Raw genomic sequence first — 22,947 nt, forward strand, 5'->3', positions numbered from 1 at the left:
ATTTAGAGAGTTTACCATGTTGAAATCATTACCTTATATTCCTTTACTTTTGTCTAGTCTCACTTTTAATGTCATGGCAGCAGACAAAGAAAATAGTGTAGTGATCCCTGCATTTAATGCTCAATATACTATTTTGCGAAGCAACAAAGCTGTTGGTGAAGCCACACGTAAGTTAAGCTATTTAAATAATGGCTTAGCGAAATACAGTTATCAGACAGAAATTGAATGGTTAATTTTCTCAGATAGTCGTGCAGAAAGCTCTATTGTTCAGCTTGAAGACTATAAAGTAACGCCAACAAGTTATGAATACAAACGCGAAGGCACTGGCTCTGACAAATATTATAAATGGCGTTATGACATAGCAAATAATAGCGCTATTGATGAGAAGAAACAGCAAACAAAAAACATAGACTTCCCTGAGAACATTCAAGACTCGCTTAGTTACCATCTGCAGCTTCGTCTCAATATGATCACTAATCCCGAACAAGAGCATTTTGTTTACCCTGTGATTAAAACGTCAGGTTCAATCAAAAATTACGTTTACCAATACGACGGTGAAGAAGAGCTAATGTTACCTTATGGCTTGGTAAAAACCATTAGACTTAAACGTGAAGTTGTTGAGAAAAAGCGTATCACCTACGCTTGGTTTGCACCCGAGTTAGATTACCTGTTAGTCAAACTTTATCAAATTAAAGCTGATGTTGAGCAATTTGAAGTACAATTAAAGTCAGTGACCAACAGCGATGCAGCGACCGCTTCAAGCAAATAATTAAACCTCAGTAAACTTCTAATAATTTTTCAATCAGTTATCGTAAAGTGATTAAATAAAAGTGTAAGAGTAACTGAATTAAAAATGATTAAATTAAAGGTGGTTAAATTAAAAGTGACTCAGTTAAAAGTCACTTTGCTTAACCACCTTTAAGCTTTCATTAATCTGGTTTACTTTCAAAAATTAGCTGGCCTTTACAAAATAATAAACCTTCGCCTACTTGCATTTTTTGCCATGTTTCATCGTCAGTTAATGGTTGAGTCGCGATAAGAGTAACAATGTCATTTTCGGTGGTTTCTTGATCAAAATTCACCACCATTTCTGCATCAATCAAACTTGCTTTACCAAACGGCGCACGTCGGGTTAGCCAATGTAAATTATTGGTACAATACACCAATAAAAAATCACCATCGGTTAACAATAAATTGAATACACCTAACTCATTGATTTGCTTACATAGCCCAATAATATAATGAAATAATACTTCAGCATTAGGCTGATCACCGTCAAACTCTTGTAACAGTTGATCTAATATCCAACAAAAAGCCTGTTCACTATCGGTTTCTCCAATAGGTAAATGATACTTTGTCGCTAACGTAGATTTAAAATCAGCTAATTGACCATTGTGCGCGTAAGTCCAATTTTTACCCCACATAGGGCGAACAAATGGGTGGGTATTAACCAAAGATACATTGCCAGAATTTGCCTGTCGTATATGACAGATCACTGTTTCACTTTTGATCGGGTAATCAGTCACCAACTGAGCAATAGGTGAATGTGCACTCGGTAGCGGGTCTTTAAAACTGCGACAACCCTTACCTTCATAAAAAGTAATACCCCAGCCATCTTTATGGGGCCCAGTATTACCGCCCCGCTGCATTAAACCACTAAAGCTAAAACAAATATCCGTAGGTACATTGGCACTCATGGCCATTAATTCACACATAAAATAAAACCAATAAAAACAAAAATTGATGAAACTAACACCAGAAAATTACCGTGTTAGCCGTTGAGGTATCAGTAAAAAAATAAAAATAATCTATTATGTAAACTCAAATTAATCAAGCTTACTTGACCATTTTACTTTGTTATAGTCAGTAAGTAATACCATTTTAATTCTTTACGGCAAATAATCCTAGTAAAGGCCGTAAGTAACGAAAATAATTTGAAATTATCTAGCAGACGAATTAAGCTTAAACTATTACGCTGGTCTGACCTTAAGTTCTGGTCTGACTATAAACTCTGGTTTGACTTTACCAACGTTGGCCAAAATATCAACATTAAGGGAAATATGTGGACTACTTAACTTGGATACTCATTGCTATAGCATTATGCGGGTTTATGGCTTATTCACGCGCCTCACTCTCAACATTTACCATAGCATTTACCTTACTGATGATCGTCGGAACTTTTTTCGATGTGATCGCTTTCTTCGGTTGGCTAATTTTTGTCATTATTGCCTTGCCATTAAATATTGCTGATGTGCGAAAACAGTATATTTCTAGTCCTTTACTGGCTATTTTTCGGGGCATTATGCCCGAAATGTCAAAAACTGAGCAAGAAGCTATTGACGCCGGTACTACCTGGTTTGAAGCGGAACTATTTCGCGGCACACCCGACTGGAAAAAACTTCATAACTACCCTAAACCAAGATTAAGCGCAGAAGAACAAGCGTTTTTAGATGGTCCAGTAGAAGAAGTTTGTCGTATGACTGATGATTGGCAAACAACCCATGAACTTGCCGATTTAACACCCGAAGTATGGCAATACCTTAAAGATAATAAATTTTTTGCGATGATCATTAAAAAGCAATACGGTGGTCTAGAATTTTGCGCCTATGCTCAATCTTGTGTCTTACAAAAGCTTTCCAGTGTCAGTACCGTTTTATCGTCTACCGTTGGCGTACCTAATTCACTCGGTCCGGGTGAATTATTGCAACATTATGGCACCCAAGAGCAACAAGATTATTATTTACCGCGACTAGTTAAAGGCGATGAAATTCCTTGTTTTGCACTAACGAGCCCAGAAGCGGGTTCTGATGCAGGTGCGATTCCTGACTTCGGCATTGTTTGTCGTGGTAAGTTCGAGGGTGAAGAAGTGCTTGGCATGCGTTTAACATGGGATAAGCGTTACATCACCTTAGCCCCTGTTGCAACAGTATTAGGTTTAGCATTTAAATTACAAGACCCTGACCACCTGTTAGGTGAAGAAGAAGACTTAGGCATTACCTGTGCATTAATACCTACAGATATCGAAGGTGTTATTACCGGTCGTCGTCATTTTCCACTCAACGTGCCGTTTCAAAATGGTCCAACCCAGGGTAATGACGTTTTCGTACCATTAAGTTTCATCATAGGTGGTCCTGAAATGGCAGGACAAGGCTGGCGTATGCTGGTTGAATGTTTATCTGTGGGTCGCGCCATTACCTTACCTTCAAATAGTACCGGCGGTATCAAGTCGCTAGCATTAGCAACGGGCGCTTACAGTCGTATTCGTCGCCAATTTAAAATAGCTATCGGTAAAATGGAAGGTGTCGAAGAACCCTTAGCACGCATAGGGGGTAATGCCTACTTAATGGATGCAGTAACGACTATGTCGACAGGCGCAATTGATATGGGCGAAAAACCCAGTGTGGTGTCTGCGATTGTTAAATATCACCTGACCGAAAAAATGCGCACATGTGTCGCTGATGCTATGGATATTCATGGTGGCAAAGGTATTTGTATGGGCCCTAGTAATTATCTTGCCCGTGCCTACCAGGGTGCCCCTGTTGCTATTACTGTTGAGGGTGCAAATATACTGACTCGCAGTATGATTATTTATGGTCAAGGTGCTATTCGCTGCCACCCTTATGTATTGGCTGAATTATCGGCGGCAAATAATGAAGATAAAACACAAGCACTGAATGATTTTGATCATGCCTTATTTGGTCATATTGGCTTTGCGATTAGTAATATTTGCCGTAGTGTTTGGTTTTCTTTTACCGGCAGTTATGCCCTTAGCGCACCTTTTAACGATGAAACTAGACGTTATTACCAACTAATGACCCGTTTTAGCTCAAACTTAGCCATGCTATCTGACATTGCTATGTTAACGTTAGGCGGAGATTTAAAACGTAAAGAGCGTATTTCAGCACGACTGGGTGATATTTTAAGCTATTTATACTTAGCGTCTGCCACCCTTAAACGTTACAACGATGAAGGTCGCCAAAGCGCTGACTTACCCCTAGTACAATGGGCCTTAGAAGACAGTCTATACAATATTCAACAAGCGATTGACGCACTCATTAATAACTTCCCCAATCGGATAGTGGCGAAAGTATTGCGACTGATCATTTTACCGCTCGGCTGTTGGTTGAAAAAACCGTCAGATATAACCGATCATAAAGTGGCGGCCTTACTACAGTACCCTAATGAAACGCGTACACGCTTAGGAAAAGGTCAATACCTTACACGTGAACCAGGCAATATTTTAGGGCAATTAGAACAAACGCTTGAAGATATCATTGCTTGTGAACCTATTTTTGAGAAAATTTGTCGTGAACTTGGTCAGCGCCTGCCATTTTATCAACTTGATCTTGTTGCTGCAAAAGGCTTAGCGGCGAATATTATCACTGAAAAAGAAGCCGCATTACTCACCGCGACAGAAATTTCGCGTAAAGCGACTATTGATGTCGATGACTTTGACTCTGATGACTTAAAAGCGGGTTAGTTTTTAAGTCAAAATATAGTTCTAAAGCCCCTTACTGCCAACAGCAATAAGGGGCTTTTTTTGTTCAACAATTGATTAGGTTGATGTCAGCCTACATCAGTATTAAATTGCAATTTCAACCAATAGTGACAAGACAAATATTGGCTATTATTATTGCCATAAAGCACTAATAACAATGCAACTAACCCTAAATAGCCAAGCTTTTCTGAATTAGCTAGGTAAAAAAACATCTACACATTAAGTGCCCAGCAAGAGTCTGCCAGGTATTTTTCTACTATTTATATTAGCCTCATGCCTATGATTTAATCTAGTATTGATAATCTAGTATTGGTAATATTAGCCACTGAAAATACCCATACGGGCACAAGCTATTATTATCAATTGCCGCCTTGAGTTTGTGCCATAAAATTATTTTTAATTTTAACCGTGACACAGCACTATAAATTTTGCATTTAGCATTCGATATTTACACAAAGCATAAAAGGTTAATAAAATGAAATATGTTCGATTAGGCAGTAGCTCATTAGAGATTTCACCTATTTGTTTAGGCAGTATGACCTGGGGATTACAAAATAATCAAAACGATGCTAATGCCCAACTCGATTATGCTCAATCACAAGGTATCAACTTTGTTGATACGGCTGAAATGTACGCCGTACCACCTAGTGCAGAAACTTATGGCAAAACTGAGGAAATAATTGGCCATTGGCTTGGTGCTAATCCATCACGTCGTAAAAACATTGTGTTAGCATCAAAAATTGCGGGTCCCGGATTCTCCTACATTCGTGATGGCAGTAATATATCAGGTGCCAGTGTTATTGCCGCCGTTGAAGCATCATTAAAACGCTTACAAACCGATTATATCGATCTTTACCAGTTACACTGGCCTAATCGTCAGTCTCCACACTTTGGTCGGCACTGGCCAAATGACATTAACTATCCACAGGTTAATGTTGAACAACAAAATGAAGAAATGTTAGACATATTACAAGGCTTAGATAGTTGCGTTAAAGCGGGTAAAATTCGTTATTGCGGACTATCCGATGATACACCTTGGGGCATTAACCAGTACTTACGTTTAAGTGCTGAACATAACTTGCCGCGTATGGTATCAATACAAAATGAATTTAGTTTGTTACATACAAAAGATTGGCCGTATTTAATTGAAAATTGTGTCAATGAAGATATCGCCTATTTACCTTGGTCGCCACTGGCAACAGGGTTACTGACCGGTAAATATCTCAATGGCCAACGCCCAGCAGGTAGTCGCTTTACCTTTATGCAACGCAATGGTCTTTTTAGAGATACAGCAAATACTGCTGCTGCGGTGCAGGCCTACGTCGACATTGCCAAAAAGCATAATATTTCGCCAGCTCACTTGGCTTTAGCTTGGTGTAAGCAAGTACATGGGGTAACTTCAACCATTATTGGCGCAACCAATATGCCACAATTGACAGAAAATATTGCGGCTTTTAAGCAACCACTGACCCCTGATGTACTGGAAGATATTAAGCAGGTATTGCAACGGTTTCCATCACCGTTTTAGCCAAACATATATTTAAAGTCCATAGGCAGATACACTAAAAAATAAAAAATTCACAACAAAACTGACGTTTGCTGACAGAATCAAAAAAGGCCATATTCCTCATGAAATATGGCCTTTGTATTTTATTATCTAGGTTAAATTTTACATAAAAACCTAGACAAAAATCTCAGCAAAAATATAGCTAAAACTTATTGCTTACAAGAAAGATAATAACTCTTCATCTAACTGCATTAAGGTTTTAGGATCAGCCATCATAGTGACCGCTAATGACTTAGTACGTGGTAATAAGCGTTCAAAGTAAAATTCAGCAGTTTTAATTTTTGCACGATAAAAATCTCTGTTTTCAACATCAGTCGCTAATTTTTCATACGCAGCTTGCGCCATTTGCGCCCAAAAATAAGCCATAACGATGTAACCTGAGTACATTAAAAAGTCTACTGAAGCAGAACCAATAACGTCACGATCTTTTTTAGCTTTAAGGCCTAAGCGAATAGTATATTGTTGCCATTTTGCTACCGATGTACTTAACGGCCAGATAAACTTGTTCATTTGACGTTTATGTGGATTGCTCGATATCATGCTGTGATCTTTACAGAAGGTCAGTATTTCTTTAGCAAAGGCATTTAACGATTTTCCACGTGTCATCAGTACTTTACGGCCTAATAAATCTAGCGCTTGAATACCAGTTGTGCCTTCATAAAGTGTTGCAATACGTGTGTCACGCACAATTTGTTCCATGCCCCATTCTTTAATGAAACCATGACCACCAAAGATTTGCAGACCATGATTGGCACTTTCTGAACCTAATTCAGTTAAAAAAGCTTTTAAAATGGGTGTGATAAAACCTAAACGATTATCGGCTTTTTTACGATCTTCTTCAGTTTTAGCATTATCTATATCATCAACAATTTTTGCGGTGTAATAGATCATCGCACGGCCGCCTTCACTAATCGCTTTTTGGGTCATTAGCATTTTGCGTACGTCAGGATGACAAATAATAGGATCAGCGACTTTATCGGCATGTTTTGTACCAGTTAATGAACGCATAGACAAACGCTCTTTCGCGTAAATCAATGAGTTCTGGTAAGCCAATTCAGCGGCACAAACACCTTGTAATGCCGTGCCGACACGTGCGGTATTCATAAAGGTGAACATACATTCTAAGCCTTTATTTTCAGGGCCAATTAACACCCCTTTGGCATTATCAAAATTAAGTACTGCTGTTGATGAGCCTTTAATACCCATTTTATGTTCTATAGAGCCACAAGAAACATTATTGAACTCACCCATAACGCCTTGCTCATCCGTTTGCATTTTAGGCACAATAAAGAGTGAAATACCCTTAGTACCTGCAGGTGCACCCGGCACTCTGGCTAATACAATATGAATAATATTATCGGTTAAGTCATGTTCGCCGGCTGAGATAAAAATCTTAGTGCCGGTAAGGTTATAGGTACCATCACCATTTGGCTCAGCTTTGGTTTTAACTTGTCCTAAATCTGTACCACATTGCGGTTCAGTTAAACACATAGTGCCGGTCCACGACCCTTCAATAAGGCGTGTAAGGTAAAGTGTTTTTTGCTCATCAGTACCATGAGTATCAATAGTATTCATCGCACCATGACTCAAGCCCGGATACATGGCCCAAGACCAGTTAGCTGTGCCCATCAATTCAGACATTACCATGCCTAATGATGACGGTAAGCCCTGGCCACCGTGCTCAACAGCATGTGACAAACTAGGCCAACCACCTTCAACAAATTTTTGATAAGCTTCTTTAAAGCCTTTAGGCGTTGTTACAACACCATTATCAAAGGTACAACCTTCTTCATCACCGCTTTGGTTAATAGGTAGCAGTTCATTTTCACTAAATTTTGCACACTCTTCTAAGATAGCATCGACCAAATCAGGCGTTGCTTCTTCAAATTCAGGATACTTTTTGTAATGATCGTAATACTTGAATACATCTTCAAACAAAAATTTGATGTCTGCTATCGGTGCTTTATAACTTAGCATGCTTAACTCCTACCACTTTTAATAATAATTTTTTGCATTACTGCACAAGTGATATTGAGTATACACAGATCCGAGCACTGGTCATACCACTATTTTATCTTTTACTAGGATAAACAGCGAAATAACAACATAAATCTTTTAAAACAAATGGTTACAGATATAAATCACATTATATAACATATGATTTCAGACAATAAATAAGTAATAATTAAAATTATAGTGAGTAAAAACCTTATTACGAACAAAAATCAAATGAATTTTCTAATCTTCAATAAGCCAATCAAGGTAACATTGCATAAATAGTTGCCAGAATTTCTGACCACCCGAAATTTCAATCAATTGTTGCTGTAACTGCTGCAATATGGCTTCATCAATCACACTACTGGGGTCTGGGAAAAATTGTGCTTGGGTTTGTTGACCATGATCAAACAGCAACTGCATACAAGCGATATAACTCACTAAACTCGTTGCTACTAGCTCTACTTCCCAACCTGCTTCAGCTAAAAATCCAGTATAAACGGGTAATTTGGCTTGATTGGTGTCAACAAAATACGGATCACCTAGTTCGGTATCTCGGGCAAAGACCTGCCATGAGGTTTGCCAACAGCCTTTTTCTTCGCTGGATACCTCATCACTGTTGGCTGCTTGACCTAATTCACTCATGCCAAAACCAAGCTGTGCCTCATTTAATTCGTTTTGAGTTGCTACCTGCTTAAAGCCTTGTGGGCCAAAAAAAACTTCTTGATTAGCTGAGGTATTTAAAATACTTATCAGTTTTTTATCTGTCATATTTACCTAATACATTTATAAAATTTTGAGAACGTGAAAAATCATACCAATTTCATTAATTAGGTGGTCTACTTTATACGCAGGAAAAATGGCCAAATATAAGACATTTATTTTAATAACGAGTTGTGCTAATTATTAAATAAATAACGCAGTAGTGGGTTATTTTAACCAGTAAAAATGATCAGATAATTAATGAGGTTGGTATTATACGCTACTCAAAGCCAGCGTATGTCAAATTAATTAATCCTTAAGCTATTAAATACCAAAGATGTATTACTCAAATATTGTAATTAACGCTGTTTGCAGTATATCTTTTGGTTTTGGTTTTGGCGTTACTGTCGACAATAAGTCATCTAATATAGGATACGACTAACCGTAAGCCTCAAGAAAATTGAGTCAGTAAAAAAATTTCAAGCTATAAGCTTAACTAAAAAGTAGAACTTATACCGCCAACTTGACGGGCTAAAGCTAAACTTACCTGCTAGGAGGTGCGAACTGCACCGGTATAATGAAAGCTATAACAATAAACATGGTAACTTTTATTACCAGAGATTTTTATGGTGTTAGATTAATAAGATGTTGAATTAATAAGAAATATTGTACGCCATCCCCTTACATTTTGTATAAATATGGCAGCTAGCCATATTGCTATTGACTAAGCACGAATCAAACACTAAAGCATTACCACCCAATTTTTGCGTTTTAATCTCTAACGATGAAATCAATGTATTTTGGTCAATCTTATGATCCCTAAAGTCTAGTTGGCAATAGTCAGACTCAACGTAGCCGACCTGCGCTGCGCCTAGTTTCCATACTTCATTGTAGGTATATCTTTTAACCGCATTTTTACGCATATGATTTTCTATTTGATTGACCAGGTAAGTATCAGCATTAGAATTTAGTCGCACTGAAGAGCAACCCGCAATCGCTAAAACAATAATAATAAAAGTCAGTTTCATGTTACTTCCCTGTTTCATGTCATTTCCCTATTAAACTTAATAACCTTATTAATGGTGCTATTAATAACTAAAATTGATTACCTAATTGTTCGCCTAATTGAGCGCCTAATTGATAAAAAAACCTAAATGCCATCAAAATAAAAGCAGCAGAAACACAATATAACGTGCGTTGAACTTACCCGTTAAAGAGCTAAAAAGTTAACTAGCCGTTATTAGTAGCCTGCTCTGAAGTTTTGGCGTTATATAGTAGTTTTAAGATTTTTATTGACGACTATGTTGTTTTTTAGCATTAAAACAATTAAGTACACTAAGTTCAGAGGCGGAGTAATACACAAAACTACACCTATTAGTGTCGCTATCTTAGGGTTCGACGTTTTACGTTTACCTAAATAATAACTTAAACCACCTACGATAAACATTGAGTAAAATATTAATTCACCCACAAATGTTATATTGATATTCAAAACAATTCTCCTTTTACTAAGGCCTATTCAAGAGGCTTTATAACTGAGTAAGGCGTAGATGAGTAAAAATAACTCACAGCATATTGTCAAAGTAGAGCATAGTTTTAACTCATTCGCTTTCAAAATGTAGGTTTGAGCTTATTATAAAAGCACAATAATTCAAAACATTAGCTAAAGTATAGGTACAAAAAATCGATAAGGTACTAGTTATAAACGCCCTTTACAGTAAGGTATTAAAGTAAGAAAGCTGATTTTGTATTTTCATAAGCTAAATTACTTGTTAATTTTTATTTTGATTTTTATCACAGCGTTTGTTAAGCAACGTCCTGCACTTTGAAGGCCACCATATGTTAAAAACGTGCATCAAAACACACAACAATGCCCTCTTTCAAGGGCAAGTAAGCTTTGTTTATGCCTTTTCTAACGCTTGACTAACATCAGCAATAATATCGTCGATGTGTTCAATACCAACAGAAATTCGGATCAAATCAGCACTAACACCCGCTGAGGCTAATTCTTGCTCATTCAACTGTCGGTGCGTGGTTGACGCTGGATGACAGGCCAATGATTTTGCATCACCAATATTGACTAGTCGTAAAATCATTTCAAGTGCGTCAATAAAACGTGCACAGGCTTCAATTCCCCCTTCAACCCCAAAACTCAAAATACCTGAGGCTTTACCATTGGTAATTTTTTTACAGCTATTAAAATAAGGACTATCAGGCAATGCCGCATAGTTGACCCATTTAACTTTTTTATGTTGTTGAAGGTAGGTGGCAAGTTTTTCCGCATTTTCGCAATGACGGTCCATACGCAAACCAAGAGTTTCAAGCCCTTGTAAAATTTGAAAAGCATTCATTGGTGATAACGCCGCGCCAGTATTTCTTAACGGCACTACGCGACAACGGCCAATATAAGCAGCAGCACCCATAGCTTCAGTGTAAACAACGTTATGATACGAAGGATCAGGTTCATTCATGACCGGGAAACGCGCTTTGTTTGCCACCCAATCAAATTTTCCTGAATCGACAATCACACCACCAATCGAAGTACCATGACCGGCAATATATTTAGTCAGCGAATGTACAACAATATCAGCACCTAACTCAAAAGGTCGGCATAAATAGGGCGTAGCAACCGTGTTATCAACAATCAATGGCACACCGTGTTTGTGTGCTATTTCTGCCAAACGAGTAATATCAACTATATTGCCTGCCGGATTACCAATAGATTCACAAAATACTGCTTTAGTTTTTTCGTCGATAGCTTTGTCAAAGGCTGCAAAATCGTCATGTGAAATCATCCTAGCCTCAACACCTTGTCTGGGCAAAGAATGAGCAAAAAAGTTGTACGTACCGCCATACAATTCACTTGTGCTAACGATATTATCGCCCACTTCACAAAGGCATTGAACCGCGTAAGTAATAGCCGCCATACCAGAAGCAACACATAAAGCGCCAATGCCTCCTTCCATTGCAGCAATACGTTTTTCCAGCACATCTGTGGTTGGATTCATAATGCGGGTGTAAATATTGCCAGGAACTTTTAAGTCAAATAGATCGGCCCCATGCTGCGTATTATCAAAAGTATAAGAAGTTGTTTGGTAAATAGGCACGGCGGCAGACTTGGTTGTTGCTTCTGATTTATAGCCTTCATGTAAGGCAATAGATTCTAGTTTCATGCTAATTCTTTCCTATGAAATAATATTTTATGCTAATTAAATTAACGACTTGGTATGGCCTGAATCAAGTTGGACAATAACTATTTAACAGTATCTTTATATTGATGACCTTAAATAATTTAAAGTAATCCTTGCTGTATAGCTACAAAATAAGTTAACAATATTGTAATTTTTTTATCTTATGAAGTTATCTACTGACGCAGACTAGCAGGAGTAACACAGTAAAGTTTCTTGTGACTGTGTGTACTTAAAAGCAGAAAGCTATAGGCCAGTTATAAATGCTATTATTTTGCGCTAATACTCAGGATTAACTGGCTGTAATAATGAAAAGTAATTCGTTAGCACTGGTCATTACTTTTCATCTTGATTTTTTATTTTTTATTTTTTAAGGAGTTTAATAGCAACAACAAGTTGTTACTGCTTGAAATTTACTCATCTAATTAAAGCTAAAATTTCTTTAAACTCATCAGCACGACAATCTTTAACAAGTTCATATAAGCACATTTCTAAGCCTGAAATAGCTATACCTCGATTATCGAGTTTATTTATTGCTAAGTGTTTATTGGCTAGTGTACGTGAAGACACACAATCACTAACGAGTTGCACCTTGTAGCCCAACTGTTGTAAGTGTAGCGCTGTTTGATAAACACAAATATGGGCTTCAATACCACAAACAAGCCAGTTATCAATATTAGCTGCTTTAACTTGCTCGATAAACAAAGGCGTTTCACAGGCATCAAAAGTAAACTTAAGCGTTGGCGTTTGCTCGGCTAATAAAGCGCTAAGTTCAGCAACTGTAGCACCAAGTTTTGCCGGATTTTGTTCAAGCCAAATAATGGGTAAACCAAGTGCCTGTGCACCTTTAATCAGCTTGCCACAATTAGCAACTAGCTCCTCACTATCATAAACCATGCGGGCAAGTTTACCCTGAACATCAATAACAATAAGTCCTGTACTCTCTTTTTTTAACATACAACTCCACCTTAAACTGAAACCTTATCGCACTAAGGATTTGAAACAAATAAAATGATTAACAACTATTCACCATAATACTCGTGTTAGTAATATCGAATTAAAAGCAACATTTTCCAAGATAAAATAGGCGTAGAGCTAACCGCTAACCCATTCATATAATTATAAATAACAGCATTTAAAAGTAACAAAAGGAGCCTGAAAATCCACCTTTTTAGATAAAATATCCAACGCAAGGCCTTATTAAGATTAATGCTACTGTTTTCAGCTCACTGGGGTAATAAGGAAGAAAGGCCAAAAGCGATGTTTTGTCCTTTTAAAAAAGTCTATTTGGCGTGAAAGGTTAACTGTTCTGATATTAATAAATACTACAGCTTCTCATTTCTTTCATCTATACATTCATCTGAGCCCATCTCAAATTCACGACAAACCCATGGTCTGTTTTCATAGATTGAACACATTAATGTATCTCGATTAAGGGCTGAACATTTACCATCATCTAAGCGCCGCATTGATTCATGCCCATACGCATCAACATATATATGGTGATGTGGCACACCAGTATCTGAAATAATTCTAACTTCTAAACTACAACAACATGCCTGACAGTTTGAACATAAGATTTCAGATACCGGCAAATTCTTTACTTTAATATTCATAAACAACAATAATAAGCTCAACAGCCAACAGGATACGCTATAGTGATAGGGTTCTCGAGCTAATAATACCAAGGCTCAAATAATAGCGAATAAAATAAGTAATACAATAGCTAGCTAAAGTGTCGCCTTGAGTAAGAACAGCACATTATATTTTTATGTTTTAGTGGTTAAGCTACTTTAAAATACACAATACTCACTACTAAAACCAGTACAACATACGCCAAAAATTGCATACCGGCTTGTCGGTGTTTACTGGCTAATTTACCTACTGCTCTATTGAAAAAATCTCTTGATAGCGATGAAGCACTAGGGGAGATAAATACAAAAAGTATTTAACGTGTTGGCAACCTTTACTTCAAAGCTCATCGCTATTGCGCCTGTTGAGTTTATTCATAAGTGAAATAATTTTTATTAATAGTAGGTCTTTAATTATATCTGCATAACTATTTATTCATTCACCACATCAATGCGAGATTTTTATGACAAAAATATTAGGATTAGTTTTATCAATTTCGGTGCTTTTTTATGCATCATTAGCCAACGCAGATAAAGCAATTTTAGCGGGTGGTTGTTTCTGGTGTATGGAATCAGATTTTGAAAAATTACCTGGCGTTACAGATGTTGTCTCAGGCTTTACTGGCGGTAAGATAAAAAATCCAACTTATCAAGGTGATCATCGAGGCCATTATGAAGCAGTAGAAATAACCTACGACCCAGAAAAAGTGAGCTACCAAGATATATTAGATCATTATTGGGTAAATATTGATCCTTTTGATGCAAGAGGTCAATTTTGTGATAAAGGGCCAAGCTACCTAAGTGCCATCTTTGTTGCTAACGAGCAAGAACGAACATTAGCTGAACAATCAAAAAAAGCAGTGATAGCAGAGTTTCCTAATCAAACCGTTGTTACACCTATATTAACCACTAGTACTTTTTATCCTATTAAAGGTAATGAAAGCTACCATCAAGATTTTTATAAAAATAGCCCTATACGATATAACGCTTATCGTTGGCGCTGTGGTCGAGATCAACGTTTAAAAGAGATTTGGGGTGATAGAGCGACTCATGGTTAATAAAGATGAACTTGCTGATTTTAAAGTAATACATACTAGCAAAAGTATTACCTAAAGCACGGCGAAGGCTAGGATTAGCCTCAACAGACATGACTAACATTTACACGTTAATATTAGTCATGTTTAACGGCACAAGCTACACAATATCCGTTTAAAAAATTATAGATCAGTTTTTAAAAAAATCGTCTTTTAAAATTTAATAACGCCGTGGCTTTTCTACTTTAACCATTGAAAATAAACAGGTAATTAACAACCATCAGATAATAGTCTAAATAATGCTTGGTTAAAATTGTCTAGCGAAACCTCGTTAACTGTTACCTATTCTTGTATATTTTCTCGTTAATAATTTTACCAATCATGCTTTTCAGGATCTGTTTCGTTACGAAGTTTATCTGATAATTTAGCAAGTAAAACTTCATCAACAAGCCCTTCCCTACGAATTAACATAAGTTGTATTCATGCTTTTGACCTACTATGCCCATCAAAAAGTATCGCCATCTGCTTATCTCTATTTTGAAGTGATTTATATAATAAAAAGTACCGGTTATGTACATTATTTTTTTGATCTAAAATGACTTCTTGTGATTCTCCCAGTACTATATATAACTAAAGTGCAGTATTTTTCAATTGCCTTATCCTTGAGCTTAGTGAACACTTTCCAATCTGATTCTTTCATAGCCACTTCCTATTCCCCAGTCACCCTGAATGCACAATACCTTACTAAACAACAATAAAATGCTTGGCTAAAATGTTGAATGCAATACAAACAGCCAAGTGTTTATTATTTTCATATCATCCTCTGTTTAATATAGACATTTTCCTGTTGCCCCGCTAAGGAGCTAAAAAAAGGAGCTAAAAAAAGGAGCTAAAAATTTCTTGCTAATATGTGAAGCACGAAAACCCCAAACTGTTATTTGTCCTTCTTGAGTAGCTTGCATGACAAACACTTGGGTCGCCAAAGTTGTTAAAGGTTCTGAGCTGGAATGAGTGAATTTAAAAAATCGAGCGCCACTTAATTACTCACCATGATTTTATCCTGTTGAATCGATATAAAAAACGCCTGTAAAAAGGGTCTTGGCCTTAGCGCCACTCTCAGTTATATTATGGCTACATTTACGATTATTTAACGACTTTTTATGAATATTCGCTCTAAACTAACGTTGAGTTTTGCCGCTACGGTTATTTTGCCTATTATTGCTATTGCGATTGTCAGCATATCAATGACGATCTCTAAGTCTTCAACTAGCTTTGTAGAACGCACTCAGGATGAGTTAAGACAAGTAGACAACGGCTTTCAACTCTTCTTTCAACAAATCAAAGCTAACGTAAAATTTTTAGCTCAAAATAAATTGACAGCCCAACTTCCTGATAATACGCATACTTATATTGACTCTGATCATATGATGGAGCCAAAAAATGATTCTGTCGAAGAATTAAATTTATATAAGCTGTATGAAGATTTTGGTTCATCACACCCTGATTTACTTTACGTATACACAGGCACCAAAGAAGGTGGCTTTGTTCAGTATCCATTAGAAGTGCTTGGAGGTTATGATCCAAGACAACGTCCTTGGTATAAACAGGCACTAGCCTCTCCCAACGTTCCAATTATTACTGAAGCATATCAAGATGTTATAGGGAAACCTGTAGTAACGTCTGCGTTAGTGGTCAAAAATAAGCAAGGCGACATCATAGGCGTACAAGGTCTAGATGTTACCCTTTCAACATTAACAGATATATTGAGTAATACAAAACTAGGTGAAAGCGGCTATCTCATTCTTATTGATGAATCAGGAACCGTATTAGCTGATGCCAAAACACCAGAGAATAACTTCAAAAATATTAAAGATCTTTCATCATCATTATTTTCCATATTACAAAAAAATCCAGATCAAGATCATTTTTCTACCGAGCATTTAGGTGAAGATGTTGATGTTGCCAGTTATTATTCAAAAGAACTAAAGTGGCGTTTTGTTGGCGTCATCCATAGCGATGAAATTTTAGCGCCTGCATATAGTATGAGTCAGACCATTACCCTGATTGCCTTAATCATGGTGACATTATTTATTGCCATGGGATTTTGGTTAGCCAATCGTATTGTTCAACCCATTAACCGTGTGGCTGAAGGTTTGCGTGATATCGCACAAGGTGATGGAAACTTAACTAAGCGACTAGAGATTATTGGTCAAGATGAAGTCAGTGAATTAGCTCAATGGTTTAATCAATTCTTAGACTCGATTCATCAGCTTGTTGTTGATATTAAAACCTGTGCATCAACATTAAATGTGGCGGCTAATGAATCGGGTATACAAATCGCTGATGTAAAAGCAGTCAGCCATAAACAAGAACAATCAATAGATAATGTCAATAACCTTATCGCAACAATGACAGATATCGCACATCAAACATCAAACGACTGCCAAGAAAGTTCAACGACTATTATGAAAACTGAAGAGTACTCAAAAAAAGGAATTTCGTTAATTTCTGTCACAGTAAGTGAAGTGAGTTCATTAAATAAATCGTTAAGTGAATCATCTCAATCGATGAAGTCACTTGAACTGGAAAGTGAGAATATTACTAAAATATTAGATGTTATCAGAAGCATTGCTGAACAAACTAATCTGTTAGCACTTAATGCGGCCATTGAAGCGGCGAGAGCTGGTGAGCAAGGGCGAGGCTTTGCTGTGGTCGCAGATGAAGTGAGAACATTAGCGCAACGCTCGCGAGGCGCTACCGAAGAAATTGATGCTGTATTGATGAACTTGCTGGATAAAACACGTGTTGTTTCTCAACAAATGGCCGTGAATGTCGGACAATCGAAACAGACTATCGAAAAAATTGAACAAGCGAATCAATCATTTAACGAAATCAGTTCTTTAGTTGGACAAATGAAGGAAAATATCTCACGTATTACTCAAGCCGCAGATCAACAGTGCAGTTCAACGGACTTGATCAATGACGATATTAGTGGCATTAATCAATCGGCAAAAGGTATTGTTAATACAGCTGATACATTGGCCGATGGATCGAATGACTTACTTGTTTTATCCAAAGATTTAACAAATTTAGTCGGCCGCTTTAAAGTCAATAATTAATATCTAGTATTAGTATTAAATAACGAACCCGTATATTTTTTCATTTGAATACTGCCAAGTTCGTCTTGGATTGTTCAACTTGGGCATAGAACATCTCATCTTTAGTTAGATTTTGGTGTCCGTTATAGCGGGGGGAGATCATTGTCCTGCTTGATTGCCTTACTAGTTTTTGGTTTGTGACACTTTATCTGTTTTTCACCTATATGGTAGATATTATTAACCAAGACATAGCTGGCTGAAATTATAGCCGATGTGGGTATACTGATAATTGCCAACATCTCATCATTCCACTCGTAAAAACTAGTATCTCCATCAGTTAGATTTACTAGTTTTAAAACTTTCATCTCTGTTGATAGTGCGCATTGGTATTTTTGTGTGTAATCCTTTTCAGGTAATACCACACAACTAGTACAGCTTAATATTAAAAGTAAAATTACTATTTTATGCATCATCTAAAATCCTTTTAAGCACCCAGACACTTTGAAAAAACTAACACTTACATAAGTGAAAACAGCCAACTGTATTTTACATTTGATGTTCTTATTAGTAGTTTTGAGACCTACGTAAGTCTTCCATTACAACTAGAAGTAGTGTGGCAATAGGTCCAAGTAATAACGATATAAGGAACCAATTTAACCCTTTACGACCTTTTCCTTGAGCTAAGCCAGCGTTTATTAATGCCAAAGTTCCCCAGCCAACGAAATACGAACCCGAGTTTGAAATAGTTTCCATAATTTGAGATATCCTTAATAATGACTACCCCCTCGTTAAGAGGCAATAAAATAGTTGACTAGAACTAGCGACGAAAGAGCAAAAGCCAACTGTTTTGTGTCCTTGTTTAATTTATTGTTAGGCCTGTTGCAGACTTAAAAAATAACTAAAAAAGCCGCTACCTTTTTTATAACCCAAAGATTCATACAAAGTTTGAGCATTTACATTGTCTTCTGCTGTTTGAAGAGCGATCCCCTTAGCATTCGTGCTTTCTGCAAAAAATTTGGCGGCTTCCATTAATTTTTTTCCTACGCCTAACCGTCTTGCCGACTCAGAAACATAAAGATCATTTAAAACCCAACTGCGCTTCGCTGAAACAGAAGAAAAATTTGGATAAAGCTGTGTAAAACCTAAATAAGTGCCTGTGTTATCTATTGCATAAAATATAACAGATTCACTATTATTGATTCTTTCAGATATAAACTCTTTTGCTAAATCTAAATTACTCTTTTGACTATAAAAAACACGATATGAATTAAACAATGCACTAACTTCATTTACATTTTCAAATTTCGCTCGATTTACAACAATGTTCATTTTTACTCCTGAAGGTCTAACGCCCGCTTAAGCGCCTATTATGTGCTCTTTTCATCGTATATAAATAACCCAATAATTGCTTCTGCAACAAAGATTATTCCATATTGAAGCGCAATTGCATATCCAGAACCAATCACATCATTTTGGCCCGAAAACAACATTTCTATAGCAATTACACAAACCAATGCTCCACTTAAACTGTTATTTTTTCGTTTAGCAACTTATTTATTTCCACGATTTATCCCAAGCACGTGAAACAGGTATGAAAGACTTAAAAGATGTTAAATATCAACTTAAAGCACTATTGTTACGTAACACTATTCCCTGCCTAAAGGCGTTTCTAATTCCAGCTGAACCCTACATTATGAAGGGCCGCGGTTTTAGAGGTTTTCAAAAAGTCTAAAAGCCACTTTCTCTTATTAAAACTGAGACAAATTTAAGTAAAAATATTTTAGCAATACTTCTTCTTACACCGCTTACAACAAGCGTGCCTTTTGTTCTGATTTTAAAGATTCGATTACTGTTCAATACCGCCGCATTTATTTGATAATAAGCCTTTTCACTATACATTCGTTTATTAAAATCATGCCTTGTCGCTATATCTCCGCCATATTCAGAGCTTAACTCTGGATATCTTAAATAAGGTGTTGATACTTCGGAAATAGAGTTAATATCAACATCGATAGTATCAACTTCACTAAGATTCGATATAAAATATGAAGCTGAGTTAATATCTACATCTCGAACTCTTTCTTCAGGGCAAAAGGCTCTTATTTTAAGCTTGTTCGGATCGTATATTGATAATATAGGCTCTTTAGGGTTAACCCATTGGTTTACACCATAAGTATCATTGAAGTATATATACCCGTCAAAAGGAGCAACTACAGTTAGCTTTGCATTAACGCCAAGGAACCCTTCTAACTCTTTCTCTTTACGTATTAAATTCTCTTCAAGTAAGAATATTTTTGCGAGTATATCTTTTGAACCCGCCTGTTTTTTTAGCTCCAATTTAATCGTCTCAATTTCTTGTTTACATTTTTCAATAGAGAGAGATAAGTTTGGTGACTCTAATAAAAGTAACACATCACCTTTATTCACACGGTCACCACTTTTGAAGTTAATAGATACTATTTGTGACTCTTTGTTCGCATAGATATTCGTATAATTTTCAACTTGCAATATAGCCGGCAAATTTATTTTAGCATTCCAAGGAACAAAGAAAATAAAAGTCATCATTAAGATAACGACTAAAGATATTTTATTATTTTTATTCAGAGTAATTTTCTCTTTTTTATTCCACCAGATTTTCAACTCCTTATAGATAGGCAATAAGATAAACCAAATAATCTCAACTAAAAAGAGGATGATCCCCAAGACTTTAAATGCAAAATAATAAACTAAAACAGCAATACCAAGAAACAGAAAGAATCTATATATAGACGTTAATATTGCATAAATAATAAAAAAATTTCTTTTTTTACTGCTTAAATACTCCGGTGCTTCTTCTTGTAGCCCTAAAACAAGACCTCTTATATACCATTTAGCCATTGCAAAAGACCGTGGTTGCAGATTTTCACTTTCGCTCCAATCTGATAAAGCGTAATAGCCATCAAATTTCAAAAATGGACTGATATTTAAAAGTATCGACGTTATCCAACTTGTCGTTGCAATCATAAATAGTATGCTATTTATGATTCCATCAGGGGTAAATGACCACAGAAAAGTTGCAAGCATTGCTAAATACAATTCAACTTTTATACCAGCAAAAACAATCTTAAGACGTTTGTTTTTTGATTTTAGTTTCCAAGAGTCGGACGTGTCGGTATATAAAACAGGAAATAACACCAAAAATGCGACCCCGATAGAGGGAACTTTGCATCCATATTTTTTGGCCGTAAATGCGTGCCCTAACTCATGAAAACTCTTAATAAATAAGAGAGTGATAAAGTAAAAAAACAAACCCTCTTTGGAAAAAAAATGTTGAAATGTAGAAACATAAGTATCCCAATTTCTTAACACCAAAATAATGCCTATGCCCCCTAAGAAAAGGACAATATTTCGCCAAAGATTGCTATAAAAAAAGTGCACAAAACGTAAATTATCACTCAACCATTTATCGGGTTTGAAAACAGGAATTCTTATAAAAAGATAATTATGTATCAACCACTTAAAAATATTTTTTTTAGCCAATTCAGACGTATTTACTAATCTTAAAACACCCTCGTGGTTGTCAGTAACCGTCAAACCGCTTGCGACTATAAAGTGAATAAAAGTATCTAGACTCGCTTGGTCAAATTCGTAGCCCTCTTTTTGCAAATCAGCCAGAAATTCACTGCCCGTTTTGTTTTCATTCCATTTAGAAATAAGCTCAAAAGTATCCAGAGCAATAGTGAAGTATTTATTTTGTATTGGGTCAAACAGAAGCCATCTTTTCGATCCATCTTCTCCCGCCGAGGTTTGAAGTATTTTTAAATCTTGTCTTAACTTGGGCAGTTTTTTCTCACTTTCTTGGTTCATCACCAACCAACCCACTGTCTTATTGTCGTAATAGGTTTTTTAAACAAATAAAAGAACAGAGTCACCTTCTCTGAGTATATTTTTGCAGTTCCCCGTAAACCTATTTTAGGAATATATCCATTTTCATCAATTTTATCAAAATCAGCGATGATTTTATAAGACAAAACCGTTTGAGGCGTTAATTCAGGCTCATAATATATTTGAGATATTTTACCGCTCCATGTATTTAAAGGGTCGTTATCAAAGAAAATCTTTACCAATGCCCCCTTATTTAAAAAGATGGCATCACTTACGGGCAGCATTATTTTAAGCTGTATGCTTTTTTGATCCGCTATCAGTAGAATTCTTTCCCCAACAACAACTGATTTACCAACCCACTCATTTGGATCATTGATAACTACCGTTCCCGACTCTTCTGCATAAATATTAGTTTTTTCAAACTCATACTTTGCAAACTCCATCTCAGCTTCTTTTAACCGTACCTCTGATTCAATAGTCGCAATTTGGCTTTTTTTACTGTAATCGACAAAGCTATTTTGCTTCGTCGTATGAAGTTGGGCTTTTGCAACTTCGAGGGTTCTTTTTGCAATAATATAGTTATTGTTAAACTCGGTATCTTTTAGTTTAACAATCAAAGCACCTTTTTTTACCACTTGATCAGGGAATACGTTAACTTTATCTACAGCACCATTTAATGGTGAGGTTATAACAAGAGGGTTTTTAGCCTTAACTTCTAAAGGCGCCAAAACGGTTAAGTTTATCGGGACGAACATTAGCAATAGTATTAATGCTAATGCGACTTTTACATACTTACTGTTAAAAGATCTGTTTTTTAGCCATATATTAAAACTAGATTTATGTAATGAATATAAAAAATAACTGTATGACGAGGCAAGATGTTTTAAAAGCGACTTTTCATTATCACTCCATAAACTGTTTTTAAACAGCATCAAATAAAACTCAACGTCTATCTCTTTTTTAGTTGTTAAAGGGATCCATAATATATTCGACGGACTAAAATCTTTAAGTTCAGTTTGCTGTGCAAGCGTTAAATCGCTTTGTATATTAACGACATGTAAAGATGATGAATCTTCTAAGTCAAGCAAGTGATTTGCTACACCCTCAATCCACTGAGTAAAGGGAGATGTCGTTTCTACGACAGAAATATCAGAAATTTCTTGTACTCTCAACTTCGCTCTTATATCGGGTGATATAAGAGCAGCTTGATCATAAGAGATCAGATCTCTTGTCTCATTTACTATGATGTAACCTAATTCTTTTGCACTATCACAATTGCGACAATTCTCTTCAAGCTGCAATAACTGCGCAATATTTTTCAAACTTTAAACTTCCTTCTGCCGTTTAGAACAAAAAATAAATTTTAGAAC

The 22,947-nt window shown here is 36.3% G+C and carries 16 protein-coding genes; 5 read left to right on the forward strand and 11 right to left on the reverse strand.

All coding sequences use genetic code 11. The annotated features are described in order from the left end of the window. The first annotated feature begins 16 nt into the window (after positions 1 to 16). Positions 17 to 769, forward strand: a complete 753-nt coding sequence (locus H4J59_RS03085) for a DUF3108 domain-containing protein (RefSeq protein WP_182236711.1) — start codon at positions 17 to 19, stop codon at positions 767 to 769. A gap of 160 nt (positions 770 to 929) precedes the next feature. On the opposite strand, the gene H4J59_RS03090 is transcribed toward H4J59_RS03085, so the two are convergent. Further along, positions 930 to 1,715, reverse strand: a complete 786-nt coding sequence (locus tag H4J59_RS03090; RefSeq protein WP_182236713.1) for a class II glutamine amidotransferase — start codon at positions 1,713 to 1,715, stop codon at positions 930 to 932. 347 nt (positions 1,716 to 2,062) lie between these two features. Here H4J59_RS03090 and fadE point away from each other — a divergent pair, with 347 nt between their 5' ends. Then, positions 2,063 to 4,480, forward strand: a complete 2,418-nt coding sequence (fadE, locus tag H4J59_RS03095) for an acyl-CoA dehydrogenase FadE (protein ID WP_182236715.1) — start codon at positions 2,063 to 2,065, stop codon at positions 4,478 to 4,480. A 493-nt stretch (positions 4,481 to 4,973) separates the two neighbouring features. Continuing rightward, complete coding sequence (locus tag H4J59_RS03100; RefSeq protein ID WP_182236716.1) at positions 4,974 to 6,026, forward strand: aldo/keto reductase; 1,053 nt, start codon at positions 4,974 to 4,976, stop codon at positions 6,024 to 6,026. Positions 6,027 to 6,221: 195 nt separating this feature from the next. Here H4J59_RS03100 and H4J59_RS03105 read toward each other — a convergent pair whose 3' ends face one another. The 6 genes from H4J59_RS03105 to H4J59_RS03130 all read right to left on the reverse strand — a co-directional run bounded on the left by H4J59_RS03105 (position 6,222) and on the right by H4J59_RS03130 (position 13,566). Further along, on the reverse strand, positions 6,222 to 8,042 hold the full coding sequence (locus H4J59_RS03105) for an acyl-CoA dehydrogenase C-terminal domain-containing protein (protein ID WP_182236718.1): 1,821 nt from the start codon (positions 8,040 to 8,042) through the stop codon (positions 6,222 to 6,224). Between the two features lie 261 nt (positions 8,043 to 8,303). Beyond that, the gene (locus tag H4J59_RS03110) at positions 8,304 to 8,831 is read right to left on the reverse strand and encodes a hypothetical protein (protein WP_182236720.1); all 528 of its coding nucleotides are present in this window, start codon (positions 8,829 to 8,831) and stop codon (positions 8,304 to 8,306) included. A 584-nt stretch (positions 8,832 to 9,415) separates the two neighbouring features. Continuing rightward, complete coding sequence (locus H4J59_RS03115) at positions 9,416 to 9,790, reverse strand: hypothetical protein (RefSeq protein ID WP_182236722.1); 375 nt, start codon at positions 9,788 to 9,790, stop codon at positions 9,416 to 9,418. An 873-nt stretch (positions 9,791 to 10,663) separates the two neighbouring features. Beyond that, positions 10,664 to 11,935 carry an O-acetylhomoserine aminocarboxypropyltransferase/cysteine synthase family protein gene (locus H4J59_RS03120; protein WP_182192543.1) on the reverse strand — a complete coding sequence of 424 codons (1,272 nt, stop codon included), beginning with the start codon at positions 11,933 to 11,935 and terminating at the stop codon, positions 10,664 to 10,666. Between the two features lie 432 nt (positions 11,936 to 12,367). Then, on the reverse strand, positions 12,368 to 12,907 hold the full coding sequence (locus H4J59_RS03125; protein ID WP_182236724.1) for an isochorismatase family protein: 540 nt from the start codon (positions 12,905 to 12,907) through the stop codon (positions 12,368 to 12,370). A gap of 368 nt (positions 12,908 to 13,275) precedes the next feature. After that, positions 13,276 to 13,566, reverse strand: a complete 291-nt coding sequence (locus tag H4J59_RS03130) for a YkgJ family cysteine cluster protein (RefSeq protein WP_182192545.1) — start codon at positions 13,564 to 13,566, stop codon at positions 13,276 to 13,278. Between the two features lie 479 nt (positions 13,567 to 14,045). Between H4J59_RS03130 and msrA the strand changes: the two genes are divergently transcribed. Together msrA and H4J59_RS03140 are read left to right on the forward strand one after the other, a co-directional pair. Next, positions 14,046 to 14,639 (forward strand): peptide-methionine (S)-S-oxide reductase MsrA, encoded by a 594-nt coding sequence (gene msrA / locus H4J59_RS03135; protein WP_182236726.1) that lies wholly within the window; start codon positions 14,046 to 14,048, stop codon positions 14,637 to 14,639. Positions 14,640 to 15,775: 1,136 nt separating this feature from the next. Beyond that, positions 15,776 to 17,734 (forward strand): methyl-accepting chemotaxis protein, encoded by a 1,959-nt coding sequence (locus tag H4J59_RS03140; protein WP_182236728.1) that lies wholly within the window; start codon positions 15,776 to 15,778, stop codon positions 17,732 to 17,734. Between the two features lie 122 nt (positions 17,735 to 17,856). On the opposite strand, the gene H4J59_RS03145 is transcribed toward H4J59_RS03140, so the two are convergent. The 4 genes from H4J59_RS03145 to H4J59_RS03160 form a co-directional block, all read right to left on the reverse strand. After that, positions 17,857 to 18,186 (reverse strand): hypothetical protein, encoded by a 330-nt coding sequence (locus H4J59_RS03145; protein ID WP_182236730.1) that lies wholly within the window; start codon positions 18,184 to 18,186, stop codon positions 17,857 to 17,859. A 397-nt stretch (positions 18,187 to 18,583) separates the two neighbouring features. Continuing rightward, on the reverse strand, positions 18,584 to 19,042 hold the full coding sequence (locus tag H4J59_RS03150; RefSeq protein ID WP_182236732.1) for an N-acetyltransferase: 459 nt from the start codon (positions 19,040 to 19,042) through the stop codon (positions 18,584 to 18,586). Between the two features lie 399 nt (positions 19,043 to 19,441). Then, positions 19,442 to 21,559 (reverse strand): HlyD family efflux transporter periplasmic adaptor subunit, encoded by a 2,118-nt coding sequence (locus tag H4J59_RS03155; RefSeq protein WP_182236734.1) that lies wholly within the window; start codon positions 21,557 to 21,559, stop codon positions 19,442 to 19,444. After that, positions 21,559 to 22,899, reverse strand: a complete 1,341-nt coding sequence (locus H4J59_RS03160; RefSeq protein ID WP_182236736.1) for an efflux RND transporter periplasmic adaptor subunit — start codon at positions 22,897 to 22,899, stop codon at positions 21,559 to 21,561. The genes H4J59_RS03155 and H4J59_RS03160 overlap by 1 nt, the downstream gene beginning before the upstream one ends. Positions 22,900 to 22,947 lie beyond the last annotated feature (48 nt).

It is taken from the genome of Colwellia sp. MB02u-10 (assembly GCF_014077185.1).
In the GTDB taxonomy this organism is placed as follows: Bacteria; Pseudomonadota; Gammaproteobacteria; order Enterobacterales; family Alteromonadaceae; genus Cognaticolwellia.